This window comes from Fimbriimonas sp. LA-C6 (genome assembly GCF_055398105.1).
Map to the genome: position 1 here is coordinate 1,883,751 of NZ_AP038796.1, position 24,014 is coordinate 1,907,764.

Here is a 24,014-nt window from a genome sequence, read left to right on the forward strand (position 1 = left end):
TACGGAGTCGGGGGAGTTGGGGTTGGCTATCCCGGGGTCTGCGACGCCCTGGCTTGTAAGTTAGAGTTGGTTGGCAGGTCCCGAACGGTTGATACGCATGCCCTGGCTAGAGGCATTGTCCTCGTTCGTTAGATCGCGTTCGTTCGGGCCTCCCCCGGTCCTCGTACAGCATCTTGATATCCTTGCTCGATTTCACAAGCTTGAGGCGACGGGGTGGACCCTGCTTTCCAGTTTAGCGGAGAAAGAACATGAATCAAGATTGGGTTGTAGGAGTTGATGTTTCCAAAGGTTGGTTAGATGTATGTGCTTTAAGCGTTGAAGGAGAGATTAAAGAGCGGCGTTTTGACAACAATCCTGGCGGCATTGAACAGATTCTCAAATTCATAAGAGCCTTGAAGCAGGTTACGTGTGTTGGCATGGAATCAACAGGTGGATATGAGTTCAACCTTGCATGCGCAGTTCATGAGGCAGAGTTTAAGGTCAGTGTTGAGAATCCCCGCCGCATTAGAGACTTTGCAAGAGCGATGGGAAAGCTCAACAAGACAGACAGAGCTGATGCTAAGGCGATTGCGGAGTACCTGATACGGGTTGGAGGTTCCAAGTGGCACCTGGCGGATGTCAAGGTTCGACATCTATGCGTTTTGAACCGGCAGCGAGACTTTCTCCTGGAAGATCTCCAAAGGTGCAGTAGCCGTTTGTTACACAAAGAGCGCTTCCCAGACATCGCTGTTCGGCAGCTAGAAGAGCAGGTCGCTTTGCTGAACATACAGCTCAAAGAGCTTGAACAAGCTCAGCTTGATCTCGTTGAGAACAGTGAGTCTTTGAAGCAGGATATGCAGGCTCTGACAGCCATCTGTGGCGTTGCGACCACCACCGCTCTTCTCGTCCTTTCTGAAGCGGGAGATGTGGAGAACTACACTGATGCACAAAGCTACGCAGCTGCTGCAGGACTTAATCCATGCCGCAAAGAGTCTGGACTCATGAGAGGTAAGACAAGGCTCTCTAAGAAGGGCAATGCGCGTCTTAGGAAAGGTCTTTACTTTAGCGCCGCCGCTGCTGGGAGGCACCACGAGGTTATCAAGGCTTTTAGACAGCGACTACTTCAATCTGGAAAGACCAAGATGCAAGCTCTCATCGCTTGCATGCGCAAACTACTCATGATCTGCTACGGAGTTCTTAAGGCACTTAGACAGGGCAAAACACCCTATTACGGAGTGAAACCAGCCCTAACCACTTGACAAGTCAAGACAGCATCTACTTTCTTTGACCCCATTCGGGGTCAGGTGATGGGTGGGAGTTTGAGTGGGTTGAAGTCCTGCTTATCAGGCTTGTCGAAACATTTGACTGGAAACCGTCTTTTTCGCAAACGAAACTGAGGAATCCCTGGTAGGGCTTGCTCGTTCGCGATGTTTTTGCCGCCAAGGGTGCTCAACTTTGGTTCAAAGTGTGTCTGAATGCGCTATAGTCTACTTAACCTATCTACTATTAGATTAAAGGAACTTATGAGAAAAAGTGCATTCACCTTAATCGAACTTCTGGTTGTAATCGCAATCATCGCGATTCTTGCCGCCATTCTATTCCCTGTTTTCGCCCAGGCCAAAGAGGCTGCGAAGGACACCGCCACGCTGAGCAATGTCAAACAGCTCACGCTTGGCAACCTCATTTACACCACCGACAACGACGACGCTTTTGTCCTTGCGGTGACTTATACGAACAACGAAGGGACCTTCACTCCTTGGCAGGAGCTGATCTACCCATACACGAAGAGCCACGATCTGTCTCTTGATGCCAAGCTTCCTCGTCCGGTGAATGCGACCGACGCGACGACGAGTGCGGAGAACTTCAGTGCGCGGAACTCGCACTTTGGGATCATGCCTCGCGCTGTAACACAGTGGGCCGCGGAGGGATCTTGGCACTGGGGTGACACATCGCCGAGAACGGGTGCGGTCACGGGTGGCAAGGCTGTTTACTTCGACGGAATTGCGGGCGGAGCGGACGACGCTGACAATGCGTTTTGGTATCTCAATCAACCATCGCTGACAACCTCACAGATTGACCAACCGGCAGGGACCGTATTGGTTGCCCAGAGCGGCAGCTGGGACTTTTTTGCCGGGGCGACCGGACGGCCGTTCACGTCCTTCGTTTGGTGGACCGACGCGAATGCGAATGCTTGGCCAGGCAAGATGGCATGGTCGGGTCCGACAGCATTGAAGAAGCCACGCAACAGCAGTTCCAGCGGCTTTGCGACGGCGGGCGTTTTGCCTAGCCCCACCGCAGATCCGAGTGCGAATGGCATTCCGAACGGGTTCTCCATTCACTCCACCACCGACGGATCGGCCCATGCGACGGATATTCGTGGCGACGTATTGCGCCCTGTTCAGACGTCGAGCGGCAAGTGGGTCACGAACAAATTCTGGCCAACGGGACGCTAATGAACAAGCTCATTCCTGGTGTGTTGTTAGTCGTCGCTCTGATGTCGGTTGCGGGATGTGGGAAGAAGGAAGAACCAGTTGGAAAGGCTGATACGACTTTGACCCCACAGTCTGGTAGCACGTCGGTGTTGAACGCCGCTGGTGGCGGCGCGAAGCAGAAAGGCAAATCGAACGAATCGACGAACGTGAATCAGTAATGGTTTGGGGGCCTTGGCCAATGAATCGCCAAGGTCCTCCTTGTGAGAATGTTGGTCAGCGCAGATTGAGAGCTTTAGCTCTTACTCGGCAACACAGGTAAGACCTCAGAGCAGGCTCTTTCAACAAGCTTCTGAGCCGTGGTTATCGGGTCTTTGTACGCCGTAACCTTGCTGACCCCACTTGAACGCACCCACTGCTCTTCCCACTCGGGAATATGTAGGTTCTTTCCAGTTCGAAGCTGTTCAAACACCTTCGACATCCGCTCTCGATAGTAGTCGCGAATGAGGCCACTCCAAAGTCGACACGAATAGTCATTGATGGGTGGTCCCCACAGTGTGACGAGACGTCGCGCGTTGGACTCATATCGGTTTCGCTCGGCCTCCGATGCGCCATGGCTTCTTGCAAAGTCGATCCAGCGTTGCAGCCGATGCATCGGGTGGGATTCCAAGAGCCTATCTGCTTCATCCAGCAACTCCAAACCACGCGCGGCGGCCCGATCTCTTAGCGCTCCATCGTGGACGGTGTGCGCGCGATACGCGAGTTTAAACCACTCGGTTGCCTTGGCTCCGAGAACCATCGTTGCCTGTTCCAGGGCATCTGCTCGATACAACTCCGACTTTCCAAGGGTGGGTGCGCAAGAAAGAAACTTCTGAACTCCTTGGGCCATGAGAGGATCCTGGTTCATCGTCCCTAGATTCGTAGAATCGCCATGTTGCCAGCCGTAGTGAGGGTGGTCTGTGAAGGTTCCGTAGCAGCTCTTGCGAAGCAGATCCCAAGCCTCGCGCATGTCTGGGGGACAAGAGCCATATCGAGCAGAACAGTACTGGTCGAGCCACTCAGTCAGATCTGGCGCATTAGTACGCCACGCATTGTCCGTGATGAGTTCATAGATGACTTCGTTATTTTCAATGCCTTCGGGATCCGTGCCGTACCCAATAAGTCGGCCTTTGTTGGGCGCTTTTTCGACATCAAAGATATGTTTGGCGTAGAAGTCGAGCACACCGGTATAGCCGGTCTTGCCGCCCATGTTTGGAATGGTGGCGTAGACCCACTGCTTGTTGTAGAACCCGTCGAAGTGGCTCCAATTCATGTCGATGTGCCAGAAGTTCGCGTTGTAATCGCAGGCCTCATCAAGCACGATCATCTTGTCGTCGGGCACACGGCTCAGGAGTGCTTTGAGCGTGCCGTGGTCCCAAATGTCACGCCCGTAGCCCAACATCCATCCTTGCAAAACCCAAGTCGCGTTGGGATTTCCAGCACGAAGAGACTTATAAGTGGCCTCGCCATACTCAGCCATGAGTTCTTGGATCGACTTTGAGGTCTTGGGGAGCTCCATTTCGTTGAAACTATCCACCAGCCAATAGTTGGATTTGCCAAACTCCTTCTGCCACTCCTCCACATACATCTGCCCAAGCTTCAAAAACAGTGGATCGCTTGGCGGAAGAATGTGAGCCTGTTTGTCCGCTGGGAAGCCGCCCCATTCTGTCTGCTGCAACTTCAGGTCGGGATATAGCCGCGTGATGGCTTTGGGTACAAAACCTGCGAAACCCGGAGTGATCGGCGTGATTCCAAGCTCCCGCATCCGCTTGAGAATCTTGTGCTGCAAAGCCATCTGATCCTTATGCCAACTTGCAGACAGGGGGCCGTCATGTTTGGTGATGTTTCCCATCCGCTGCCACGGAAGGTGCGCTGGGCCAGTGTAAAACTCGTCAATCTCAGACTGTTTAAGCCCCACTTTCTCCCAAACGCGGGTGCCAATCGCCTCCGTTCCGACCATGGCCAGCGGCATATTGATGCCGTGAAGGGCCATCCAGTCAAGCTCCTTTTCCCAACGTTGCCAGGTCCAGTACGGCATGGTGTATCCATAAGTGACCACGTTGAGATAAAAGCGCTTTTCGAACGGGGTGGTGACCCTTACCTTGCTGGCGTTCGGCCAGACCTTCGGGATCTGAAGCGTCGTACCCGCCCAGCCAACCATCCCAAGTTTGTTTGCGCGCAGGTATTCGTAGAAAGCGCGACTGATGGCCACACCGCTTGAGCCCCGCACCGTTAGCCTTCCATTTGAGGCCTGGTACTCAAAGGTATCTCTGCCATCGACTGGAGGAATGACTTCAACCTTTATCTCGGCGGCTCGATCACCGAGCAGTCGATGCAACACTCCCATGGCAGACGCTTTCGCCTGAGGTTTTGTGTCAGCCATTGAGACAGAGGACAATCCGAGGGCAACTGTTGCGGAAGCAAAAACTGAGGCTGAAGTCATCATGAAGCGCTTCATTTTTCGGCCAGTTTAACGTATAAGCTTATTGAAAACAAGCTTGGTCTACAAAGAGTTTGTAGAATGGCTCATGCGAACTGGAGTTGTTTTTTATCGGGATGCTTTTGAGCATGAGATTGTTGCGAATCGGGCGATGTTGACCATGTTGGGATCGGTGCCTGAGGCGAACCGGTCCGATGCTCGGTTTTTGCGGGCGGTGAAGATTGCGGCTCACATGGCGGCGTGTCGGGAGATGTTCTTGCGGGCGTTTCAGGAAGAGGGGGCGCCTTTGGGGGATTCGTTTGAGGATGGGGTTGAGTTTGGGTCGCTGGGTGCTCGGTTCGAGGCGATGGAGTCGGGGTGGAAGGCCTACCTTGGCTCGGTGGATGATGCTCAGCTTGATGGGTTCTTTGTGTTTAGCGATGGCGGCGAGAAGTGGAAGATGAGCCTGGAGGCTCAGTTGTTCCAGTTAGTCGGTCACGCCGCTTACCATCGGGGTCAGGTGGTTTTGCTGGTGGATCAGTTGGGTGGTGAGACGGTGGATACGGACTACATCGAGTGGTTCACCGAAACCCACCCCGAAGAGTGGGGCTCGGCCGAGTAGGCTAGGATCTAGAGATCAAGAACCAAGACGTTGTTTGAGGATTTCTGCTAAACGATGCCCTCCAAGCACAATCTGCTTCTTGCAAATTGCTTCATGTTTTCTTGCGTAGTCAGTTGTCGCGGAAGTGGGAAGATTGTTGTAAGCGAATGTCACCGCGATGTCTCTTCCCGCAATGACCCAGTTCATTGGCCTTAATTCATTAATCTGAGCACTGGTTGGAGTCGACGACGAGTCGATAAGCCATGTAGCGGCGACCATGGACAAATCAGATGTTCCCAAGAGGTTTAAATCATTCTTCATTGCGTGGTCTGCTCCATGATCCCAATATTCGTGCAATTTGCCTTCCGTGAAGGAAATCAAGTTTCCACCTTGATCTCCCTTTGAGTATTTAGAAGAGAACAGTGTGACGCAATGTAAAGGCTGGTGAAGGTCACCTACAATGTGTTCGATAAAGAACAGTCGTAGCGCCGCGTCATTTGGTCCAGATTTAGTGCCGGCCAACAATGGTTTCAGTTTCGGAATCAATTCTGTCGTTAGGGCATAGACTGCATTTGAACAGTCGTAGGGATATAGCTTAACATCTCCCGCCATCACCGTCGAGACATTAGTTAGTGGGCCAACAGCAGGAACGATAGGCATATCAAGAAAATGCCATGACTTGCACCGTGTCGCCTCACTTTTTGTAACTTTTTTGATATTAGGAGATGAGTTATTCAGTTGGTTGATCTGAGGCTCAAAGAATTTACTTTTGCCAAACTTTATATCGTCTGGCCAGGTTGCTGCCTGTATAAAGACAGGTTGCACAGACTCATCAAGAAATGTATCAGTCAGCGCCGAATCGGCAACTTTAGAAATACTGTCAGTGTGGGCAAACGGACGCCCATAAATGCTACCGGAGGTCTTGTCACCGTGCATAAGAATATGAGCTACTTGTACTTTGGTGTTATGAGGCAATAGACGCCAAGCAACAGCAGCGACCAACATATGCCCGGTATTCCCCCAGCCATACGATAATGGGGCTATTGAGAGTGCAAGCAAAAGCAAACATACTTTTTTCATAACACTCAAATCATAGTACTAATCATGTGTCATTTCAAGATTGCAATCTTCTACTTAATCAAATCCTTAACAACGTGTCCGTGAACGTCCGTAAGCCGAAAATCGCGGCCCTGATACCGATACGTCAGCTTCGTATGATCTACTCCTAGCTGGTTCAAGATAGTTGCTTGGAGGTCGTGTACATGGACGGCGCCTGGGGTGAAGGTGTCTATGCTGGGTTCTATGGGGTGGCCGTTTTTGTCTACTATGTTGTAGCCATAGTCGTCGGTGTGGCCGTAGGCGATGCCGGGTTTGACTCCTCCGCCTGCCATCCAGACGGTGAAGGCTCGGGGGTGGTGGTCTCGGCCGTAGTTTTCGTGGGTGAGGGGGCCTTGGCTGTAGACGGTTCTGCCGAACTCGCCGCCCCAGATGACGAGGGTTTCGTCTAGGAGGCCGGTTCTTTTGAGGTCTTTGATGAGGGCGGCGCAGGCTTGGTCGACGTCTTTGGTTTGGGATGGGAGGTCGATGCCTACGTCGGAGTGGAGGTCCCAGCCTCGGTGGAAGATTTGGATGAAGCGGACGCCGCGTTGGACCATTCGGCGGGCTAGGAGGCAGTTGGCGGCGAAGGTACCGGGTTCGTGGGCTTCTTGGCCGTAGAGCTCGAAGGTTTCGGGGGTTTCCTTGCTGAGATCCATGAGGTCGGGGACGCTGGATTGGAGGCGGTAGGCGAGTTCGTACTGCTCGATTCTTGCGGAGATCTCGGGGTCACCGAAGGCGTTGAGCGAGCCGTGGTTCATGGCGGCGACGTCGTCTAGCATGGCTCTTCGGGTCTTGCGGTCCATGCCGTCTGGGTCTTTGAGATATAGCACGGGATCGCCGGAGGAGCGGAGGCTGACGCCTTGGTATTGGCTTGGCAGGAAGCCGGTTCCCCAGAGGCGGGGGTATACGGGCTGGTTGGGTTTGCCGCTGGAGACCTTGCTGTGGAGCACCACGTAGGTGGGGAGGTTCTCGTTCATGCTGCCCAGACCGTAGCTCATCCAGGCTCCGAGGCTGGGGCGACCGGGGAGGGGGCTTCCGGTTTGCATGAAGGTGGTGGCGGGGTCGTGGTTGATGGCTTCCGTCCACATGGAGCGGATTACGCATAGCTCGTTGACCACGCTGGCGGTGTGCGGGAGGAGTTCGCTGACCCACACTCCTTCGTCTTGGTTGTTGTGTTTGGCGAACTTGAATCGAGAGGGTGCGATGGGGAATCGGGCTTGGCCGCTTGTCATGGTGGTGACGCGTTGGCCGTGGCGGATGTTATCGGGGAGGTCTGTGTTGAACAGGTCGTTGAGCTTGGGTTTGTAGTCCCAGAGGTCTAGCTGGCTGGGGCCGCCGCTCATGAAGAGGTAGATGACGTACTTGGCTTTGGGGGCGAAGCTAGGCATGCCGGGGATTCCCTGGTGGCTTTTTTGCCCTGTTTCTGCCGCGGCGAAGCCGGGTAGCGAGCACAGTCCGCCCAAGCCGAGCAGGCGCGCGAGGGCTGCGGTTCCGACTCCCAGTGTTGCCTTGCCGAAGAGTTGCCGGCGGGTCATCATCAGTTCTGCTTCGTTGATTGGGTCCATGGTTAGTGTTGAGTCAGGAACTCGTCGGTGTTCATGAGGCTAGAGCACACAATCATCCAGGCGGCTTGCTCGGGGGCTGGAATGGTGGTGTTCTGGGGGACGTCGCCGATGTGTAGGAGCTTTTGGGCTGCTTGCATGTTGGCGTTGTAGCTCTTTCGGTAGCGGGAGAGAGCACCTAGGAGGAGCGTGGCTTCGGAGGGGTGCGGGGGGCGGCCGAGGGTTAGGTCGAAGAGGGTTTGGAGCTTTTTGGAGTCGTCGCCGGGTGCTTTGAGGACTCGGATTGCCATGGTGCGGCTGGACTCTAGGAAGGCGGTTTCGTTGAGGAGCGCCAGGGCTTGCAGCGGGGTGTCGGTGGAGCTGCGGCGGACGATGCAGGTGTCGCGCAGGGGGGCGTCGAGGGTGATCATGACGGGGGGCGGGCTGGTGCGCTTCCAGAACATGTAGAGGCTGCGTCGGTAGATGTCGAGGCCGTGGTCTCGGACGTAGATGTGGGTGCTGCTGGCGGGGTCGGAGCTGCTTTCCCAGAGGCCGTCGGGCTGGTAGGGTTTGACACCGTGTCCGCCGACTTTTTGAACGAGGAGTCCACCGGCATCGAGGGCTTTGTCGCGGATGACTTCGGCGTCCAGACGGAAGCGGGGGCCTCGGGAGATGAGGCGATTTTCGGGGTCTTTGGATAGCTTATTTGGGGTGATGCGGGAGCTTTGTCGGAAGGCCGCGGAGGTGACGATGAGGCGGTTGAGCTTCTTGACGCTCCATCCGTTTTTGACGAAACTGACGGCTAGGTAGTCCAGGAGGGGCTGGTTGAGGGGCCACTCACCCTGGTTGCCAAAGTCTTCTACGGTTTTGACGATGCCGGTTCCGAAGTGTTGCTGCCAGAGTCGGTTGACGAATACACGGGCGACCATGGGGTTGGTGGGTTGGGTAAGCCAGGTGGCTAGGCCGAGTCTGTTGTTGGGGACGTTGGTTGGGAGTAGGCCGATGGCTTTAGGGATGTGGCGGGTGACTGGGTCGCCTTTTTGGTCATATTGACCGCGTTTGAGGATGAAGGTGGGGCGCGGTTTGGCCATCTCGCGGGCGATGAGGGTCATGGGGGCAGCGGCTTCTACTTCGGCTCTGTCTTTGAGTAGTTTGTCGTGAGTTGCTTTTGCTGGAGTTGCGGGGCCCTCGATGAGGAAGAGATCGCGCAGTTCGTTTTGTGCTGCCGGGTCTTTGGGGTCTGTTTTGAGCTTGGCTAAGGCTCTATCGATTCGGAGGTCGTTGGGGCCGGAGAAGCGGATGCTGAGTCCGTCTGGCTCGATGCCATTGGTCACTTTGGTGATGAGTTCGTTGTCTCCGGCTTTGAAGTCGGCTTTGACTAGGTCTGGGCCTTGGACTAGGCCTCGGGTGATCTTGTTCGCGTGTATGAGTTTGCCGTTCAGCCAGACTTTGACTCCGTCGTCGCTTGCGACGTACAGCGTCATGTTGCGGGCTGTGGGGATGGTGACAATTCCTCGGACGTAGACGGATGAGTTGTCTTTGCCGACGATGCCGTTGAAGTCTTGACCGAGCTGGAATTTGAGGGGCTTCCATTTGATTTGCGGTTGGCCGGGTTCGCCGGGGTTGGGGTCGTCGAAGGCTTTATCGAAGTCGGTTGATGTGTAAACTGGACTAATTCCCCAATTGCGAGTCGTGGGGACAGGTTGGTGGTTGGCGGCGAACCAGGCAATCGCTTTCGGTAGGTCAATGGATTTGCGGAGGTTGGTGAGGCGTGTGTCGATCGACTGGATTTGTGCCTCTTGCTCCTTGGATGTCGCTCGGATGTAGGGGGGTGGGAGGGAGATATTGCCGTCGAGTGGTTCATCTTGGGTGGAGTTGAAGTAGGCGTAGAGGCCGTAGTAGTCGGACTGTTTGATGGGGTCGTATTTGTGGTCGTGGCATTTGGCGCAGCCGACAGTGAGGCCTAGTAGCACGGTGGATGTCGTGTCAACTCGGTCGAAGGTGTTTCTGGCGAGGAACTCTTCGGGGATGGCGCCTCCTTCGTTTGAGGTGAGGTTCATGCGGACATAGCCGGTGGCGACCAGTTGTTCGGTGGTGGGTTTGGGGAGGAGGTCTCCGGCGAGTTGCCACTGCACGAACTGATTGAAGGGGAGGTCGTTGTTGAAGGCTTGGATCACCCAGTCTCGGTAGGGGTAGATGGCTCTTTCGTTGTCCAGCTGGAGTCCGTGGGTGTCGCCGTAGCGGACTGCGTCGAGCCAGTATCGGGCCTGGTGCTCGCCGTATTCTGGCTTGGCCATGAGGCGGTCGACGTAGCGCTCGTAGGCTCCGGGCTTGGTGTCGGCGCGGAATTGTGCGAGTTCCTTGGGAGTGGGTGGGAGGCCTACCAGGGTTTGCGAGGCTCGGAGAGCGAGGGTGTTTTTGTCGGCCTCGGGCTCGGGTTTCATGCCCGCTTTATCTAATCGCTCCATGACGTAGCGGTCAATGAGGTTTCGGGGCCAGTTGGGATTACTGACTTTGGGGATCGGGGGCATTTTCGGAGCGACAAACGACCAGTGTTCTTCGTAGTGTGCGCCCTGTGCGATCCAGGTTTTTAGGGTTGCTACCTGTTCTTTTGTGAGAGATGAGACGCCTGCGTTGGGTGGTGGCATGCGCATTTCGGGGTCTTTTTCGGAGACTCGGTCTAGGAGGCGCGATGCTTTGGGGTTGCCGGGGACGATGGCCGCAGAGTCGCCGAGTTTTGCTGTGGCGTGAGCGAAGGTGTCGAATCGGAGTCCGGCGGCAGCAGTGCCTACATCGGGTCCATGGCATTTGAAGCAATGCTCACTGAGGATTGGGCGGACGTCCCTTCCGTAGCTCACCAGGGCCGCTTTGGGTGGCGTGCCTTGGCTGGAGACGCACGCGTATCCGAAGATCGCGAGCGATAGGGAGAGCAGAGGGAGTTGGGGTTTCATGGGGCGTCGTTGTCCTACCATGATCATAGTAGTAATCCGCTTATTTCGCAAAGGTCTTATCGTTCACACTTATAGGCTAATAATGACATCCGGACACCCTACGCTCCGATGGAAGGAGTTTTTCGAGAACGCGTCTCATCCGGCCGTTTCGCGGAGTCTGATTCACGACGAGAATTCTGCGCATGACCACGACTTTATGGAGTTGGCCATTATCATCGGAGGTGAGGCGGTCCACTCTTGCAGTGCAGGGGAGGTGCTTGTCAGCAAGGGGAGCGCGATTATGTTGAGGCCGGGGACCTGGCATGCGTATTTGCAGTGCAAGGAGCTTGATGTTTTGAACTTTTGCTTCCCTCTGACGATGGCGCGCGCAGAGTGGCGAAATCTTCTGGATGAGCGGGTTCGGTCGATTATTCGATCGGGTGAGGGGACACAGATCAGCCGCTTACCTGAACCCGTGATTGAGACGCTGGACTTGCTGGAGCGGATTGAGCGGAATGCGACTGGGGCACTTGGACTGGTGATTTGGGCGTTGGATCAGTTTGCTTCGACTGTACCGGTTCGGAAGTCGTTGCATCCTGCCGTTGAGAAGGCGGTGATTGAGTTGGAGGAGCAGACGAGTTTTGGGTGGAGTGCCGACTCGCTCGCGCAGGTGGTTGGGCTGGATAAGGCGTACCTCTCGCGGCTTTTCAAGGCTCAGGTGGGAGTTGGTCCGATGGCTTATTTGGCGATTTTGCGCGCTGAGCGGGCGGCATCGCTCTTGCGGAACTCGGATTTGAATTGTGGTGAGGTGGGGTACGCGGTCGGTTATACCGATGCGAATCTGTTTTCACGTAGGTTCCGTTCTCGGTTTGGTGTGAGTCCATCGGCTTACCGAGCTCGGACTCAGGGTATGTGAGGCATGGCGACCAAATCTCCTCTTTGGTATCTGAGTTGGAGTCGTAGCCATGCTCTTGCATCTCGCTACGGGAATTAGATCAGGCAAGGGACGCTGATCTAAGGAATGGGGACCTGGGAGTAGGTCTCTTCCTTTTCTGTTAGGGTGGGTCTGTCTCGGACCATTAGGATCATTTCTTGGGGGGGCACGCCTGCCTCCTGGAGCTTCATGGCGATTTGGATGTAGCAGCGGGGTTCGGCGTAAGGTGGGGCGTTGAGGCGTGACATGGACCAGCGCATGATGTCTAGCTTGTATCGACCTGGGGCGTCTTCTTCGAATCCTTCGTTGTTCTTGATGTATTCGGGAGGAAGGTGGTTCTTTCCGTTCTCTGTGAGGTAGATCCAGCCGCCTCTGAGCTTGCTGGAGTAGAAGGACGCAGACAGGAATGCGTCCCATTTGCCGAAGAAGTTCAGGATCGGCGTGAAGCCGAATAGGGCCAGAACAAACTTTCCAAGTGGGTGTGGCCAAGCAAATCTGATCACTTGGTCGTCGTTCTTAGTGAACAAGATCAGCGCGAACACCATGACGGCCACGTTCCAGGGCCACACGATGGAGTCGTAGTTTCGGCCGAGTGGGCCTAACGCGAATAGAAGGAAGCAATGCATGACCCCGATGCTAATCAACCCCAGTTTGCGGGTTTTGGGGATGAGCAGGAGTAGTCCCATACCAGATTCACCCATGGGGGCAACTAGCCAGAACGGCTTCAGGGCGGAGGAGACTTGGGTTCCGAAAGGCTGCAAAAGCCAAGGAAACTGATCGCGGGCGAAGCCGGAATTGAACTTCTGAATTCCGCTCCAAAAATAGATGCCGAGAAGGATCACGGCGCAGCATGCCCAGGCTGCTTTTGATCTCTTCGCATCGGGATTGTCCCATTGATAAATAGCCAACGCAAGCAGCATGAACGTGTATTGGTACACGCAGGGCTGGAGTCGGTTGATGTCAAAGAAGACAAGCGCTCCTGTCAAAGCGGCTGGAATGAGGGTGAGCGTGCCGGGCTTAGGGATGACGGTTAATGCCAGGAGGCTTAAGATCAGAAGGAGTGAGAGCGCAATGCTCAGCGACTGAGGCAGATCTGGGATTCCTGCGAACACAGGAACCGTCGGGAAGGGTCGATCAGTGATCCAGATCTTTGGGGAGACTGCCATGGCTGCGAGGAAGGCGGCGCAGAGCGCCCACTTGAGGCAGAGCATTCGCCTTCCGGCGCTGTTCCACAACGTTCGATTTTGTTGAATCAGATCTGTTTTCATCGCTTCGGTTGGAGCGTCGAGTCGATTGTAACACTTGGTTTGCTGGGCGTACCTTTGCACGGGTCTCAGTCGTCAGAGCAGATAGAGTTGCTATGAAGTACTTGCTTTTTGCCTTTCTTGCGTTGCTGTCGATTGTGCCAGCGAGTGCTCAGTGGGCGCCGCCCCGGGCTCCTCACTTTGAGAGCATCGACCTTCCGGCGATCAACTCCAATGTGATCGCCACGGGGAACCTAGCGGAGTTGCCGGCGGAGAAGGATAACTACCTGGCGAGGGAATTGCTCATCACGGTCCGAGAAACGCTTAAGGGGCCCGCTCAGAAGCAGGTGAGGGTTCTCTGCAACCAGCGAGATGAAGTGCTTGCTAAGTGGAAATCGGAAGGTGCCCTGCTTTTGGTTGCGCTGCCTGCGAAAGCGAGCGGGCAACCAACGCTGATCAACCTTTCTGACCCGGCTCTTGCCGTTCTCACGGCAGACCTTAAGCTCTTACGGAAGCCTGAGGATGTGCTTCATGAGCTGAAACGTAGGATTCATGGTTCGACAAGTGGGCAGTTCACGCTGGCTGTGCCCGTGGAGAAGGTTAAGGGGACTGTCTTGCAAGGCGCGGATCCCAAGTACTACCCAAACGTCCACACTGATGTGCCTATTGACGGGCAGCTTGAAGAAAACGCGCGACGCGGAGCACTATCGAAGGACAGCGAGCGGCGAATCAACGGCGCGATGGCGTTGAGCTATTTCAACACTCCACGTAATATCGACTTCCTTAAGAGCCTCCTCGGTGATAACGGCTGGCAGGAGGCAATCATTGAGAAGAAAGGACGAGTCTTGCGATTCTCTCATAACGATCTTCGGCGTCAGGCTTACGCTTCGCTTAAGAATTTGAATGTGAACGTCAAGGAGCCGGCGACGATGTTGCCGCAGTCCGAGAATGATCAGGTCATCATCGCCACTTTGGACAGAGGAAAAGTCACCCCAGAGGATATTGATGAACTCGTTCACTTCAAGAAGCTTGAGAATCTCTACTTGTCCAATGCTCAACTGACGCCGGAAGAGTGGGCCAAGATTGGCCAACTGAAGAGTCTCAAGTTGCTGTTTTTGGAGAGTTCGAATGTGACGGACAACGATCTGAAACATCTTGCGAGACTGCCTCGCTTGGCGTACTTGGGCCTTGGAAACACGTCGATCACGGATGTGGGGTTGTTGGAGCTAGCGAAGTTCAGACGCCTGAAAAAAGTGGATCTTGGGCAGGTTGTTACCGATAGCGGTATTGCGAAGCTGCGCCAGCTTAGGCCAGATATGCTGGTTAGGCCTGACGAGTTTGCTTTCTTAGCTCCGTTGCATCCTCGACGGGTCGAGCAGCCTTATCTCGCTGCTCGGAACTATTTTATGGGGCAACTTGGGCTTGACGGGCCAGGCATTCGGTCTTACCTTCTTATTTTTCCGGCAGATGTTGCTGGACGTGCACAGGAGCTTATTAACCGTAATCTGCCTGATCACTACTCTCGGCGTGGTGTGCCTGTGGTGAGTCGTTCTACATCTCGAGCGATTGACCAGGTGGACTACTTGGCATATTTCATCGACGAGTCAAACCGATTAGGTTTCAGTAGCACACTCAACGCTGGTGATCGATTGATTGGAATAACTTGGAACGTCGACCCTCGGTAAGGGACGCTTTTTTCGAGATGTTCTGACCTTGTTTTGGCAAGAGTTGGTGTATGGTTGCGTTATCATTTTCGATTTCGAAAGCTTGTGATTCCTCTTCTCACACTTGCCATGACAACAGTTAAGTTTGAACCGACATGGGATTCGCTTGAAGCGAACTATCAGACACCGGAGTGGTTTCAGGACGCCAAGTTTGGCATTTGGGCTCATTGGGGGCCTCAGTGTCAGCCGGAAAAGGGCGACTGGTATGCGCGGGAGATGTATGTTCCGGGAAATGGGAAGTATCAGGATCACTTGGCTCGGTATGGGCATCCTTCTGAGACGGGCTTTATGGATGTAATTGAGAAGTGGAAGGCCGAGCATTGGGATCCAGACCATTTGGTGGAGCTTTACAAGTCGGCTGGCGCGCAGTACTTCGTGGCGATGGCGAATCACCACGACAACATGGACCTTTGGGACAGCAGGTATCAGGAGTGGAACTCTGTTCGGGTTGGCCCGCATCAGGATCTGATTGGTGGTTGGGCAAAGGCGGCACGGAAAAATGGGCTGCGGTTTGGGGTGAGTGTTCATGCGGCCCACGCTTGGAGTTGGTATGAGCCTGCTCAGGGGGCAGATTTGGAAGGTCCCTATAAGGGCTTGCCATATGACGGCAAACTCACGAAGGCTGATGGTAAGGGCAAGTGGTGGGATGGGTTAGATCCGCAGGAGCTGTATGAGCAGCAGCACGTTCCCGGGTCCAACTTTATGGATGGGAGCTCGATCTTTACGAGGTGGGAGTGGGGCAATGGATGCTCTCGGCCGGACCAAGCTTATTGTGAAAAGTTCTACAACCGCACGGTGGATTTGATCGACCAGTATCGGCCTGACCTGGTGTATTTTGATGACACTGCGCTACCGCTGTGGCCTGTGTCGGACGCTGGTCTTAGGATTGCAGCTCACTACTACAACGCGAATTCGGAGTGGAACGGTGGGCGCAATCAGGCGGTGATCAACGGCAAGGTCCTGACGCCTCAGCAACGTAAGGCGATGGTGTGGGACATTGAGCGTGGGCAGAGCGATACGATTGAGCCTTTGCCTTGGCAGACCTGCACTTGCATCGGGGAATGGCACTATAACCGTGATGTTTATGACCGCCATGGGTATCGCAGTGCGGCGGATGTAATCCGTGCGTTGGCCGATGTGGTGAGCAAGAACGGCAACTTACTGCTGAGCATTCCTTTGCGTAGCGATGGGACCATTGATGAGCGGGAGCAGGCGATTGTCGAAGAGATTGGCGCTTGGATGGAGGTTCATCAGGAGGCGATCATCGGGACGCGACCTTGGAAGCTGGCAGGCGAGGGTCCGGCCCTACGCAGTGCGAAGCCACTGAATGCGCAGGGATTTAATGAGGGGTCGAACAAGCCTTATACGGCTGAGGATGTTCGGTTTACGCGGAAGGGGAATGCCGTTTATGCGATCCTGTTTGGGAAGCCGACGTCGGTGATTCATATTGAGTCCCTGGGCAAGGCGGCTGGGTTGCTGGATGGTTCTATTGAATCGGTAACGTTGTTGGGTTCTAAGGAGAAGGTCGCGTGGAGTTTAGAAGAGGGAGCCCTGACTATTCATCCACCTTCTGAGGGAATGAATTCCACTTCAACTATATTCAAGGTCGAGACGCGTTAGGGTGGGTACAGTCAGGGGCCAAGATGGTCTACAGTCTGCTCCTGCTCGCCGCCTTTCAAGTCGCTACGCCAAAGACATCGAACAACCCGATCTTTGGTGGATGGTATGCCGATCCAGAGGCTCACGTTTACCAGGGTCGGTACTACGTCTATCCGACTTATTCTGCCGCTTATGAGAAGCAGACGTTCTTTGAAGCGTTCTCTTCGCCTGATCTGGTGAACTGGCACCGTGAGGGCCGGATTCTTGATTTCAAGGATGTGCCTTGGAGCACGAACCGCGCTGCCTGGGCTCCGACCGTTATTGAGCGGGACGGCACTTACTTCATGTATTTCTCGGCGGGTGATGGGGCGGGGATTGGTGTGGCGACTTCGAAGAGTCCCGCTGGGCCTTTTAAGGATGCTCTTGGGAAGCCGCTGATCAAGGATTACATCAATGGGGCGCAGCCGATTGATGCGAATGCGTTTCTGGACGATGACGGTCAGGCCTATCTGTACTATGGCGGTTGGCAACATGCGAACGTGGTGAAGCTCTCGAAAGACATGCTCCATACCGAGGGTGAATTCCGCGAGATCACTCCCAAGGGGTATGTGGAGGGGCCGTTTATGTTGAAGCGAAAGGGCACCTACTACTACATGTGGTCGGAAGGAAGTTGGGGCGATTCGACGTATGGGGTTGCTTACGCGAAGTCTAAGTCACCTCTCGGACCGTTTGTCCGCGAAGGCAAGATTCTTGGAAGCGATCCGGCGATTGGCAAGGGCGCGGGGCACCATTCGGTGTTCAAGATTCCGGGCACAGAGGATTACTACATCGTTTATCACCGTCGCCCGCTGGAAGAGACTCATCCGAACAACCGCGTGGTGTGCATCGATCGGATGTATTTCGATAAGAATGGGGACATCCTGCCGGTGAAGATCACGAACGAGGGTGTGCCTGGTCGGACTTTGAAGGGTCGTCACTAACAGACCGTTGGGCACGATGGCCACATGGGCCATCGTGCCTATTTCTTTGCCCTTTATTCTCACTTGCAGTAATATTCTCATAGATGAGAATGGCACTCACCAAGTTTGAGTTAGTTAATCACCCAGTGCGGCTTCGTATCTTGGAATCTTTGGGGCAAGGGGACAAGACACCGCGTCAGTTGGCAGCTGCTTTGCCCGATGTGTCTCAGGCGACTCTGTATCGGCATGTCAGCACGCTAAGCAAGGGTGGGATCATCACCGTTAGTGGCACGCGTCAGGCCCATGGGACCGTGGAGTCGACTTACTCTTATGTTCCCGAGTCTGCTCATTTCAGTCGAGATGAGTTCGGGGCCATGAGCGCGGACGAGCACAAGAGTCTCCATGCCGTTATGGCTGGATCGGCGGCGGCGGCGTTGGCACGTTACGTGGAGCAAGAAGCATTTGACCCTCAAAAAGATGGCATGACCTACTTCAGCACCGGTCTTACCCTTACAGATGGGGAGGCAACGAGATTCAAGGAGGAGCTGTTTGCGCTCTTGGAGAGTTATTCGGCGCTGTCTTCTGAATCGGGTCGGAGTCGGCTGCTCAACGTATCGTTCATTCCGGGGGAGAGATGATCAATCAGTTGCTTTTACTACTCTTATTTGGAGGTGGAAATGATCAAGCGCGGGCTGTGGACGCCGTTGTGTCGAATGCGATGAAGATGCGAGGCATCCCTGGCATTGCGGTGGCTGTTTTACGCGAGGGCAAACCAGTCAAGGTGAAGGCCTATGGACTTGCGAGTATTGACTACGGGGTGCATACGAAGACAGATACGCCGTTTCTCCTGGCTTCTATTACGAAGTCGTTCACGGCCACGAGCATCTTGATGCTTGCTGAACAAGGAAAGTTGAGGCTTGACGATCCCATTCAGAAGTTTCTTTCGGATACTCCCACCAGTTGGGATGGCATGACCATTCGCCATTTGCTCTCTCACACCGCGGGGCTTCGTGATCGTTTTGAGGATAGCAGTGCTAACACGAATCGTTGGAAGTCAAGTTACTCGAAGACTGCGATGTATGATGCTGCACGCTTAACTCCGACCGTTTCAAAGCCAGGAGAGAGGTTTCAGTACAGTGATCAGGGCTATTTCCTGCTCGGAATGATTATTGAGCAAGCGAGCGGGGAGACGTACGATAACTTTGTCAAGCGTCACATCTTTGATCCTCTCAACATGCAGCAGTCTACGACGATCCATTTGTCCAATATTGTCCACGGGTTGGCAATGGGCTATGAGAGTTTCAATGGGAAGCCTTACCATAGCTTTCGCCGCATCGAGTTTGGGATGACTTCACACTTTGGGGTTGTGTCTACGCTGGGTGATCTGGCCAAGTGGGATGCAGCACTTTACGGTGAAAAGCTGTTGAAATCCGCTTCGCTGAATGAGATGTGGAAGCCCGCGACCACACAGGATGGGTCGGAAGCCTATGCTCCGGGAGCTGGTTCTTACGCACTGGGGTGGTTTACAAATAGCTTCAACGGAATTCGATCGGTCGGTCACACGGGTGCGACTGGCACGGCCTATTTTCGGTTTCCAGATAAGAAGCTCAGCGTGATTGTTCTCACGAATCTGGAAGCGACCTCTGGGGGAGATGCGTTTGGGATCGCGAAGGAGGTTGCTGGAATCTATATCCCTGAGCTGCAGTGGGAGAATCAGCCATCGAAACCTCGGCGGTCTTCACAACTAAGAAAAACTCTGGATGGTCTTGCTACGGGCAAGGCAGATCCTGTGGAGTTTGAGGCAGGTTTCTACCGTCAAATCAAACCTCTGCTTAGTGTGCAGAAGGAGTCGCTGTCCAAGCTTGGCTCAGTGTTAGAGTTGGGATACCTAGGAGGGCGATCACTTGGAGTTGGTGAGGTTGTCTACTACCGGGTGAAGTTCCAGAAGGAGACGCTTTATGCCACTGTGCAACTGAATCAGAAATCTCAGATTGCCTATTTGAGCCTTGAGCCCGCCGCTGTTTACCGAAAACCATGAAACAACAAATCTCACTTAGCATCGCAGCAGGACTTGGCATGATTGTTTCTTCCTTGTTGATGAAACAGCTGCCGCTCATTAGTTTAGAGCTCATCACTACTGGAATCGCGTTGATGGCCTACTCTTACTTTGTAATGAATGCCAGAGGAATTGTTGTATCGACCTTCCTCGTATTCACTGCGATTTCCAGTCCGGTGTTGGCTGCGGCTCTCTTTGTGCCTCTTGTTCTATTTCCCACTGAAAGGCGGTGCGGAGGAAACCGTGTTTGAGAAGCTCATGGGTTTAGGCCCCATTGCGCCCAAGGAGTTGTATGAGTTGATTCAGCGGAAGGCCGTTACCGTGATTGATGTGAACTCCGTCCAAAGCTGGTCACAGTCCCACGTTCCAGGTGCTCTGCTGTTAGACCCCAACCAGTTCGAGCAGAGTGATCTTCCGAGTGATCTCGAAACCGTTTTGGTCTTTTACTGCTCAAACCCTCTGTGCCGAAAGGCACCGAACGCGGCTCGCCGGGCAAAGAAGATGGGTTACCGAGACGTGAGAGTGATGTCGGCAGGAATCAGTGGCTGGCTCGCGGCCCAATTGCCAACAGAATCTTAATATTGAGCCTTGGATTCTGTGGCCGTTGAACAAGTCACAACCTGATTATCTTAACTTGTTGATTGTTTAATAACGTCCATCCTCCGTCAACGGAAGGACTTTCAGCCCAAGAAAAACAGCTATTTAAGAGCCATTTGAACCTGGATTGACAAAGACTGTTAGAAACTTATTATTTTCAACAATTCTTTATTTGATATTGAAGCATTTCATCTTATACTATCGCGGCTGAGTCATTGGCTCGTTAGTTCTTAATATGCAAGGATCTTCTCTTATATGAAAATTGTGCGTCCCAGAGCCTTCACTCTTATTGAGCTCCTCGTCGTGATCGCGATCATCGCGATCCTCGCAGCGATTCTGTTCCCTGTATTTGCTCAGGCAAAGACAGCCGCTAAAGCGACTGCTGCACTGAGCAACGCCAAGCAGTCTGCGCTTGCCATGGTGATGTACGGCGGCGACTCCGACGATCGGTTTGTTCCAGTCGGTTACCCAGACCCTTCGGCACCTATTGGTTGGGCACCTAACTACATCCGAACTTGGGGCCAGTCGATCATGCCTTACATGAAGTCAGGCGATCTTCTCTTGGATCCACTCACTTCGCCTGACGATTACAGTTGGGGCCCTCGGGAAGCAGTGATCGGCTACTACCCGCAGTTTGGCTACAACTTCGAAGGTCTATCCCCGGTCACAGGACTCGGAAAGCCTCAGCCATTGGCCCAGACCGGCCTTGCGAAGCCAGCCGAGACAGTGATGATTGCGACTAAGGCAACGCCAGGCAAAGAATACTCAGCGTATTGGGATGGTGGTCAGTCGCTAGATGGCTCATTCACTATTGGCGCTCCATATTGCGACTCCAGCAGCGGGTGGACGACCAACGTTAACCCGGCAAGCTGGTGCAATTACGTTTCGCCAGGTGGCCGCAACAGTTGGGGCAAGAACTCTCAACCTGGTGTCAAGTATGAAGCTGGAGGATCCACTGGTCTGGTATCCCTGCGCAAGGGTGGTCGAGCGACGATCTCGTACGCTGACGGTCATGCTGCCGCTAGAACGGACAGCCAACTTGCTGCGGGCACAAACTACACCAAGGACCTCGATCCAGCCGCTCTCGTGATCAACGACAAGGAGAAGTACATTTGGGACGCAGACTGATCCTCGGGGTATCCCTGGTCATGATCGCCGGGGGATGTGGCTCTCAAGACGACAAATCAGCTCCACCTCCTCCGGCTAACAAGTTGCCGGGCGTCGAGGCTCACCCTGATCGCGGGCAGATTAATCCTAACGCCCAGATGCCGTCAGCTGGGACTAAGTCCAAGTAGCTGCCGATCCGATTTCACTCCCAACGAGTATTTATTCGTTGGGAGTGATTCGTTTAAGCGATGTGTTCTGCTTTCGTTCTTATGGACAACGACCGGAATCAGTCGCTCCTCCAATACCTAAAAGCGCTTTATTAGTAAGGATCTCCCTTGATCCGCCGTCTTTTGGGGCACGTTTACGGTGCACATCCTCTTCCCCACGACCGTGGCGTGTTCCCAGAAGATTCGCTCCTAGCAGAACATCTGGAGTTAGATTGCCGGTCTCAAGCAGTAAGCTACGTCGCCCGACAGGCGAAGTATAGGTTTCTGTTCCTTCGCCGGCTCAATACGAGCCGCTTCCGTTCACCGAGTCCCCTCGACAAAATCGACCAGGATAAAAATTTATTCGTTTAAGTTTTACTTTTTGGGCTGTATCATATCGCTAGAAACGTTTCTAGAAACGTTTCTAGTAGGATTGAAGGCATGGCAGCCAAGATCAAAGACATAGCAAAGGCGCTGAACATCTCGATAAGCACGGTCAGTTACGCACTGAACGGCGGACCTATCAACGTTCATGAAGATGTTCGAAAGAAGGTGCTTGAGAAGGCTCAGGAGCTGGGCTATCGACCTAACCGAATTGCTCGTTCTCTTGCCTCTGGTAGGACGATGACGCTTGGCGTCGTGTCGTTTGTGATGTCGGATGGCATTGTGCGTTCGCCGTACTTCCAGGGTTGCCTTGGTGGAATTGTTGATGGGGCGAAGAGCCTTGACTACGACATTTTACTGTACACCCACGACGCTGAGGACCCCGATCGGCTGGTAGATCTCATGACTGACGGGCGGGTGGATGGGCTTTTGGTGATCGCGCCTTACTTGGATTCACCGGTTCTTAGCCGTGTGGCGGATGGCAAGATCCCCATCACCTTGATTGGCGGAGCGGCGGATTCGGGGATCCCTGCATTCAACTGTGACAATAAGGGAGGCATTCAACTTGCCATCCAGCACCTTCGAGAGCGGGGACATACACGCATCGCCCACATCGTTGGCAGCCTGACTATGAACGATGGCGCAGAGCGGCGAGAAGCTTTTTGTGCGGCCATGGGGGCGGACCTGCGGCAAGACTGGGTTGTTGGGCACTCCTTCGCGACGGAAATGGGATATGAATCGGCCCTGTTTCTTTTGGCCAATCCTGACCGACCAACGGCCATTGTGTGCGCCAGCGACGAACTAGCGGCGGGAGTTTATCGTGCTGCTTGGGAGCTGGGCCTACGCATTCCCGAGGACATCAGCATTGTTGGGTTTGATGACTCCACGATTGCCGGAGTGATCCTGCCTCACCTTACGTCGATTCGACAGCCACTTCACAACATGGGCACCGCCGCGACTCACGCCCTTGTGAACCTTGTTCGTCACCAACCAGTTTCTAGCCAAGTCTTTCAGACAGAAATCGTCATTCGGCAGTCCACTGCCCCGGCCAGCGTAGGTCATTCATCATGCAAAGAAAAGCATTTACATTAATTGAACTTCTCGTCGTTATCGCCATCATCGCTATCCTTGCTGCAATCCTGTTCCCAGTCTTTGCGCAAGCCAAAGAAGCCGCCAAGAAGACCCAGTGTCTTTCTAACCAGAAGAACTTGGGACTTGGAATCATGCTCTATCTTGGAGATAGCGACGATGTTTATCCGCTGGCTCAGCGCAGCCCTACCGCTACGGAGCAGAATGGCGGCAGCTACACACCAGTGCCTTGGCAGTTTGTGGTGAACCCATACGTGAAGAACGGAAACGCTACGGCGACCGTGAACACTGGAAACCTTGAGGTTGCAGGCGGCATTTGGAACTGCCCTAGCTTCCCGAATCAGAAGCAGCCACGACAGTACGGCATCAACGTCCACATTGCAGGTGACGAATCGAACTTTGGCTACAACGATTTTGGCGCTCTTTACGCGTCTGCCAATGAGTCACAGTTGAGCGCTGCTGCTTCTAAGATCCTCGTGTCGGAGAAAGGCTATATGGGCGGGAATGGTGCCAATAGCGACTTTTCCGACGTGAAGCTGATGACCCTTGAGTGGGCTTGGGCAGCGGGTGGCTTCGATCTCAGTCAGGCCAAGCGAGCTGACAATGACACGGATGCTTTTTCGAAGCCATGGCCTTGGTCTGCGATTATGCCTCGGTTCCGACATAGCGGCTCTGCCAATATGGTGTTTGCTGATGGCCATGCGAAATCGATGAAGGTCGGTGCTCTTGGTGGTGCCGCTGGCTGGTGTAAGTATCTGTACCAAACGGGCAGCGTATCGTCGGCTTATGGCAATTGGTATCCATATCCAAGCGGCGACATCACCACTACCGGCTCCAATTCGTGCAGCCAATGGGATAACTGATGACGGTGAAGGTAATCGTATCGTTGTTGGTTTTGGGCAGCTTCGTCCTTGCAGGATGTGGCTCGAAGGACTCTGAGGCCTCGAAGTCGGCGACGGGAACGCCGAAAGAGGCTCCTGATACTTCGGCAAATCACATGCCTCCGGATGTGAAAGCGGCTGTCCAAAAGGGCGGGCAGTAAGCCCAATTGCGGGACCCAAGCGGGTCCCGCAACCTTC

Annotated in this window: 21 protein-coding genes; 16 read left to right on the forward strand and 5 right to left on the reverse strand. The window is 54.1% G+C overall.

What is annotated here, in order from left to right:
* The first annotated feature begins 248 nt into the window (after positions 1-248).
* From ACZ51B_RS08755 to ACZ51B_RS08765, 3 genes are all read left to right on the forward strand, one after another.
* Positions 249-1,238 (forward strand): IS110 family RNA-guided transposase, encoded by a 990-nt coding sequence (locus tag ACZ51B_RS08755; RefSeq protein ID WP_464293997.1) that lies wholly within the window; start codon positions 249-251, stop codon positions 1,236-1,238.
* 264 nt (positions 1,239-1,502) lie between these two features.
* Positions 1,503-2,432: a prepilin-type N-terminal cleavage/methylation domain-containing protein gene (locus ACZ51B_RS08760; RefSeq protein WP_464296861.1), complete on the forward strand. Its 930-nt coding sequence runs from the start codon at positions 1,503-1,505 to the stop codon at positions 2,430-2,432.
* Positions 2,432-2,629: a hypothetical protein gene (locus ACZ51B_RS08765; protein WP_464296862.1), complete on the forward strand. Its 198-nt coding sequence runs from the start codon at positions 2,432-2,434 to the stop codon at positions 2,627-2,629. The genes ACZ51B_RS08760 and ACZ51B_RS08765 overlap by 1 nt, the downstream gene beginning before the upstream one ends.
* A gap of 74 nt (positions 2,630-2,703) precedes the next feature.
* Here ACZ51B_RS08765 and ACZ51B_RS08770 read toward each other — a convergent pair whose 3' ends face one another.
* Positions 2,704-4,830 (reverse strand): alpha-N-acetylglucosaminidase, encoded by a 2,127-nt coding sequence (locus ACZ51B_RS08770; RefSeq protein ID WP_464296863.1) that lies wholly within the window; start codon positions 4,828-4,830, stop codon positions 2,704-2,706.
* 145 nt (positions 4,831-4,975) lie between these two features.
* Here ACZ51B_RS08770 and ACZ51B_RS08775 point away from each other — a divergent pair, with 145 nt between their 5' ends.
* A complete protein-coding gene (locus ACZ51B_RS08775; protein ID WP_464296864.1) occupies positions 4,976-5,488 on the forward strand; it encodes a DinB family protein in 513 nt (170 codons plus the stop codon).
* Between the two features lie 15 nt (positions 5,489-5,503).
* Here ACZ51B_RS08775 and ACZ51B_RS08780 read toward each other — a convergent pair whose 3' ends face one another.
* The 3 genes from ACZ51B_RS08780 to ACZ51B_RS08790 are packed head-to-tail and all read right to left on the reverse strand — an operon-like array spanning position 5,504 to position 11,057.
* Complete coding sequence (locus tag ACZ51B_RS08780) at positions 5,504-6,547, reverse strand: S1/P1 nuclease (protein WP_464296865.1); 1,044 nt, start codon at positions 6,545-6,547, stop codon at positions 5,504-5,506.
* A gap of 50 nt (positions 6,548-6,597) precedes the next feature.
* A complete protein-coding gene (locus ACZ51B_RS08785; protein ID WP_464296866.1) occupies positions 6,598-8,130 on the reverse strand; it encodes a DUF1501 domain-containing protein in 1,533 nt (510 codons plus the stop codon).
* Between the two features lie 2 nt (positions 8,131-8,132).
* A complete protein-coding gene (locus ACZ51B_RS08790; protein ID WP_464296867.1) occupies positions 8,133-11,057 on the reverse strand; it encodes a DUF1553 domain-containing protein in 2,925 nt (974 codons plus the stop codon).
* Positions 11,058-11,139: 82 nt separating this feature from the next.
* On the opposite strand from ACZ51B_RS08790, the gene ACZ51B_RS08795 reads away from it, so the two are divergent.
* Positions 11,140-11,952 (forward strand): helix-turn-helix transcriptional regulator, encoded by an 813-nt coding sequence (locus tag ACZ51B_RS08795; RefSeq protein ID WP_464296868.1) that lies wholly within the window; start codon positions 11,140-11,142, stop codon positions 11,950-11,952.
* A 98-nt stretch (positions 11,953-12,050) separates the two neighbouring features.
* Here the strand turns inward: ACZ51B_RS08795 and ACZ51B_RS08800 are convergent, their stop codons facing one another.
* Positions 12,051-13,238 (reverse strand): MauE/DoxX family redox-associated membrane protein, encoded by a 1,188-nt coding sequence (locus tag ACZ51B_RS08800; RefSeq protein WP_464296869.1) that lies wholly within the window; start codon positions 13,236-13,238, stop codon positions 12,051-12,053.
* A 92-nt stretch (positions 13,239-13,330) separates the two neighbouring features.
* Here ACZ51B_RS08800 and ACZ51B_RS08805 point away from each other — a divergent pair, with 92 nt between their 5' ends.
* The 11 genes from ACZ51B_RS08805 to ACZ51B_RS08855 all read left to right on the forward strand — a co-directional run bounded on the left by ACZ51B_RS08805 (position 13,331) and on the right by ACZ51B_RS08855 (position 23,977).
* Positions 13,331-14,899, forward strand: coding sequence for a leucine-rich repeat domain-containing protein (locus tag ACZ51B_RS08805; protein WP_464296870.1), 1,569 nt, complete (start codon positions 13,331-13,333; stop codon positions 14,897-14,899).
* Positions 14,900-14,983: 84 nt separating this feature from the next.
* Positions 14,984-16,558, forward strand: coding sequence for an alpha-L-fucosidase (locus ACZ51B_RS08810; protein ID WP_464296871.1), 1,575 nt, complete (start codon positions 14,984-14,986; stop codon positions 16,556-16,558).
* A gap of 23 nt (positions 16,559-16,581) precedes the next feature.
* Entirely contained in the window at positions 16,582-17,517 is a 936-nt protein-coding gene (locus ACZ51B_RS08815; protein WP_464296872.1) for a glycoside hydrolase family 43 protein, read from the forward strand.
* Between the two features lie 83 nt (positions 17,518-17,600).
* The gene (locus ACZ51B_RS08820; protein ID WP_464296873.1) at positions 17,601-18,134 is read left to right on the forward strand and encodes a helix-turn-helix domain-containing protein; all 534 of its coding nucleotides are present in this window, start codon (positions 17,601-17,603) and stop codon (positions 18,132-18,134) included.
* Positions 18,131-19,534, forward strand: coding sequence for a serine hydrolase domain-containing protein (locus tag ACZ51B_RS08825; protein WP_464296874.1), 1,404 nt, complete (start codon positions 18,131-18,133; stop codon positions 19,532-19,534). The genes ACZ51B_RS08820 and ACZ51B_RS08825 overlap by 4 nt, the downstream gene beginning before the upstream one ends.
* Positions 19,531-19,803: a hypothetical protein gene (locus tag ACZ51B_RS08830; protein WP_464296875.1), complete on the forward strand. Its 273-nt coding sequence runs from the start codon at positions 19,531-19,533 to the stop codon at positions 19,801-19,803. The genes ACZ51B_RS08825 and ACZ51B_RS08830 overlap by 4 nt, the downstream gene beginning before the upstream one ends.
* Positions 19,796-20,131, forward strand: coding sequence for a rhodanese-like domain-containing protein (locus tag ACZ51B_RS08835; RefSeq protein WP_464296876.1), 336 nt, complete (start codon positions 19,796-19,798; stop codon positions 20,129-20,131). Before ACZ51B_RS08830 ends, ACZ51B_RS08835 begins: the two co-directional genes overlap by 8 nt.
* A gap of 273 nt (positions 20,132-20,404) precedes the next feature.
* Positions 20,405-21,277, forward strand: a complete 873-nt coding sequence (locus tag ACZ51B_RS08840; protein ID WP_464296877.1) for a prepilin-type N-terminal cleavage/methylation domain-containing protein — start codon at positions 20,405-20,407, stop codon at positions 21,275-21,277.
* A 626-nt stretch (positions 21,278-21,903) separates the two neighbouring features.
* On the forward strand, positions 21,904-22,938 hold the full coding sequence (locus ACZ51B_RS08845; protein WP_464296878.1) for a LacI family DNA-binding transcriptional regulator: 1,035 nt from the start codon (positions 21,904-21,906) through the stop codon (positions 22,936-22,938).
* A complete protein-coding gene (locus ACZ51B_RS08850) occupies positions 22,914-23,798 on the forward strand; it encodes a DUF1559 family PulG-like putative transporter (protein WP_464296879.1) in 885 nt (294 codons plus the stop codon). The genes ACZ51B_RS08845 and ACZ51B_RS08850 overlap by 25 nt, the downstream gene beginning before the upstream one ends.
* On the forward strand, positions 23,798-23,977 hold the full coding sequence (locus ACZ51B_RS08855; RefSeq protein ID WP_464296880.1) for a hypothetical protein: 180 nt from the start codon (positions 23,798-23,800) through the stop codon (positions 23,975-23,977). The genes ACZ51B_RS08850 and ACZ51B_RS08855 overlap by 1 nt, the downstream gene beginning before the upstream one ends.
* Positions 23,978-24,014 lie beyond the last annotated feature (37 nt).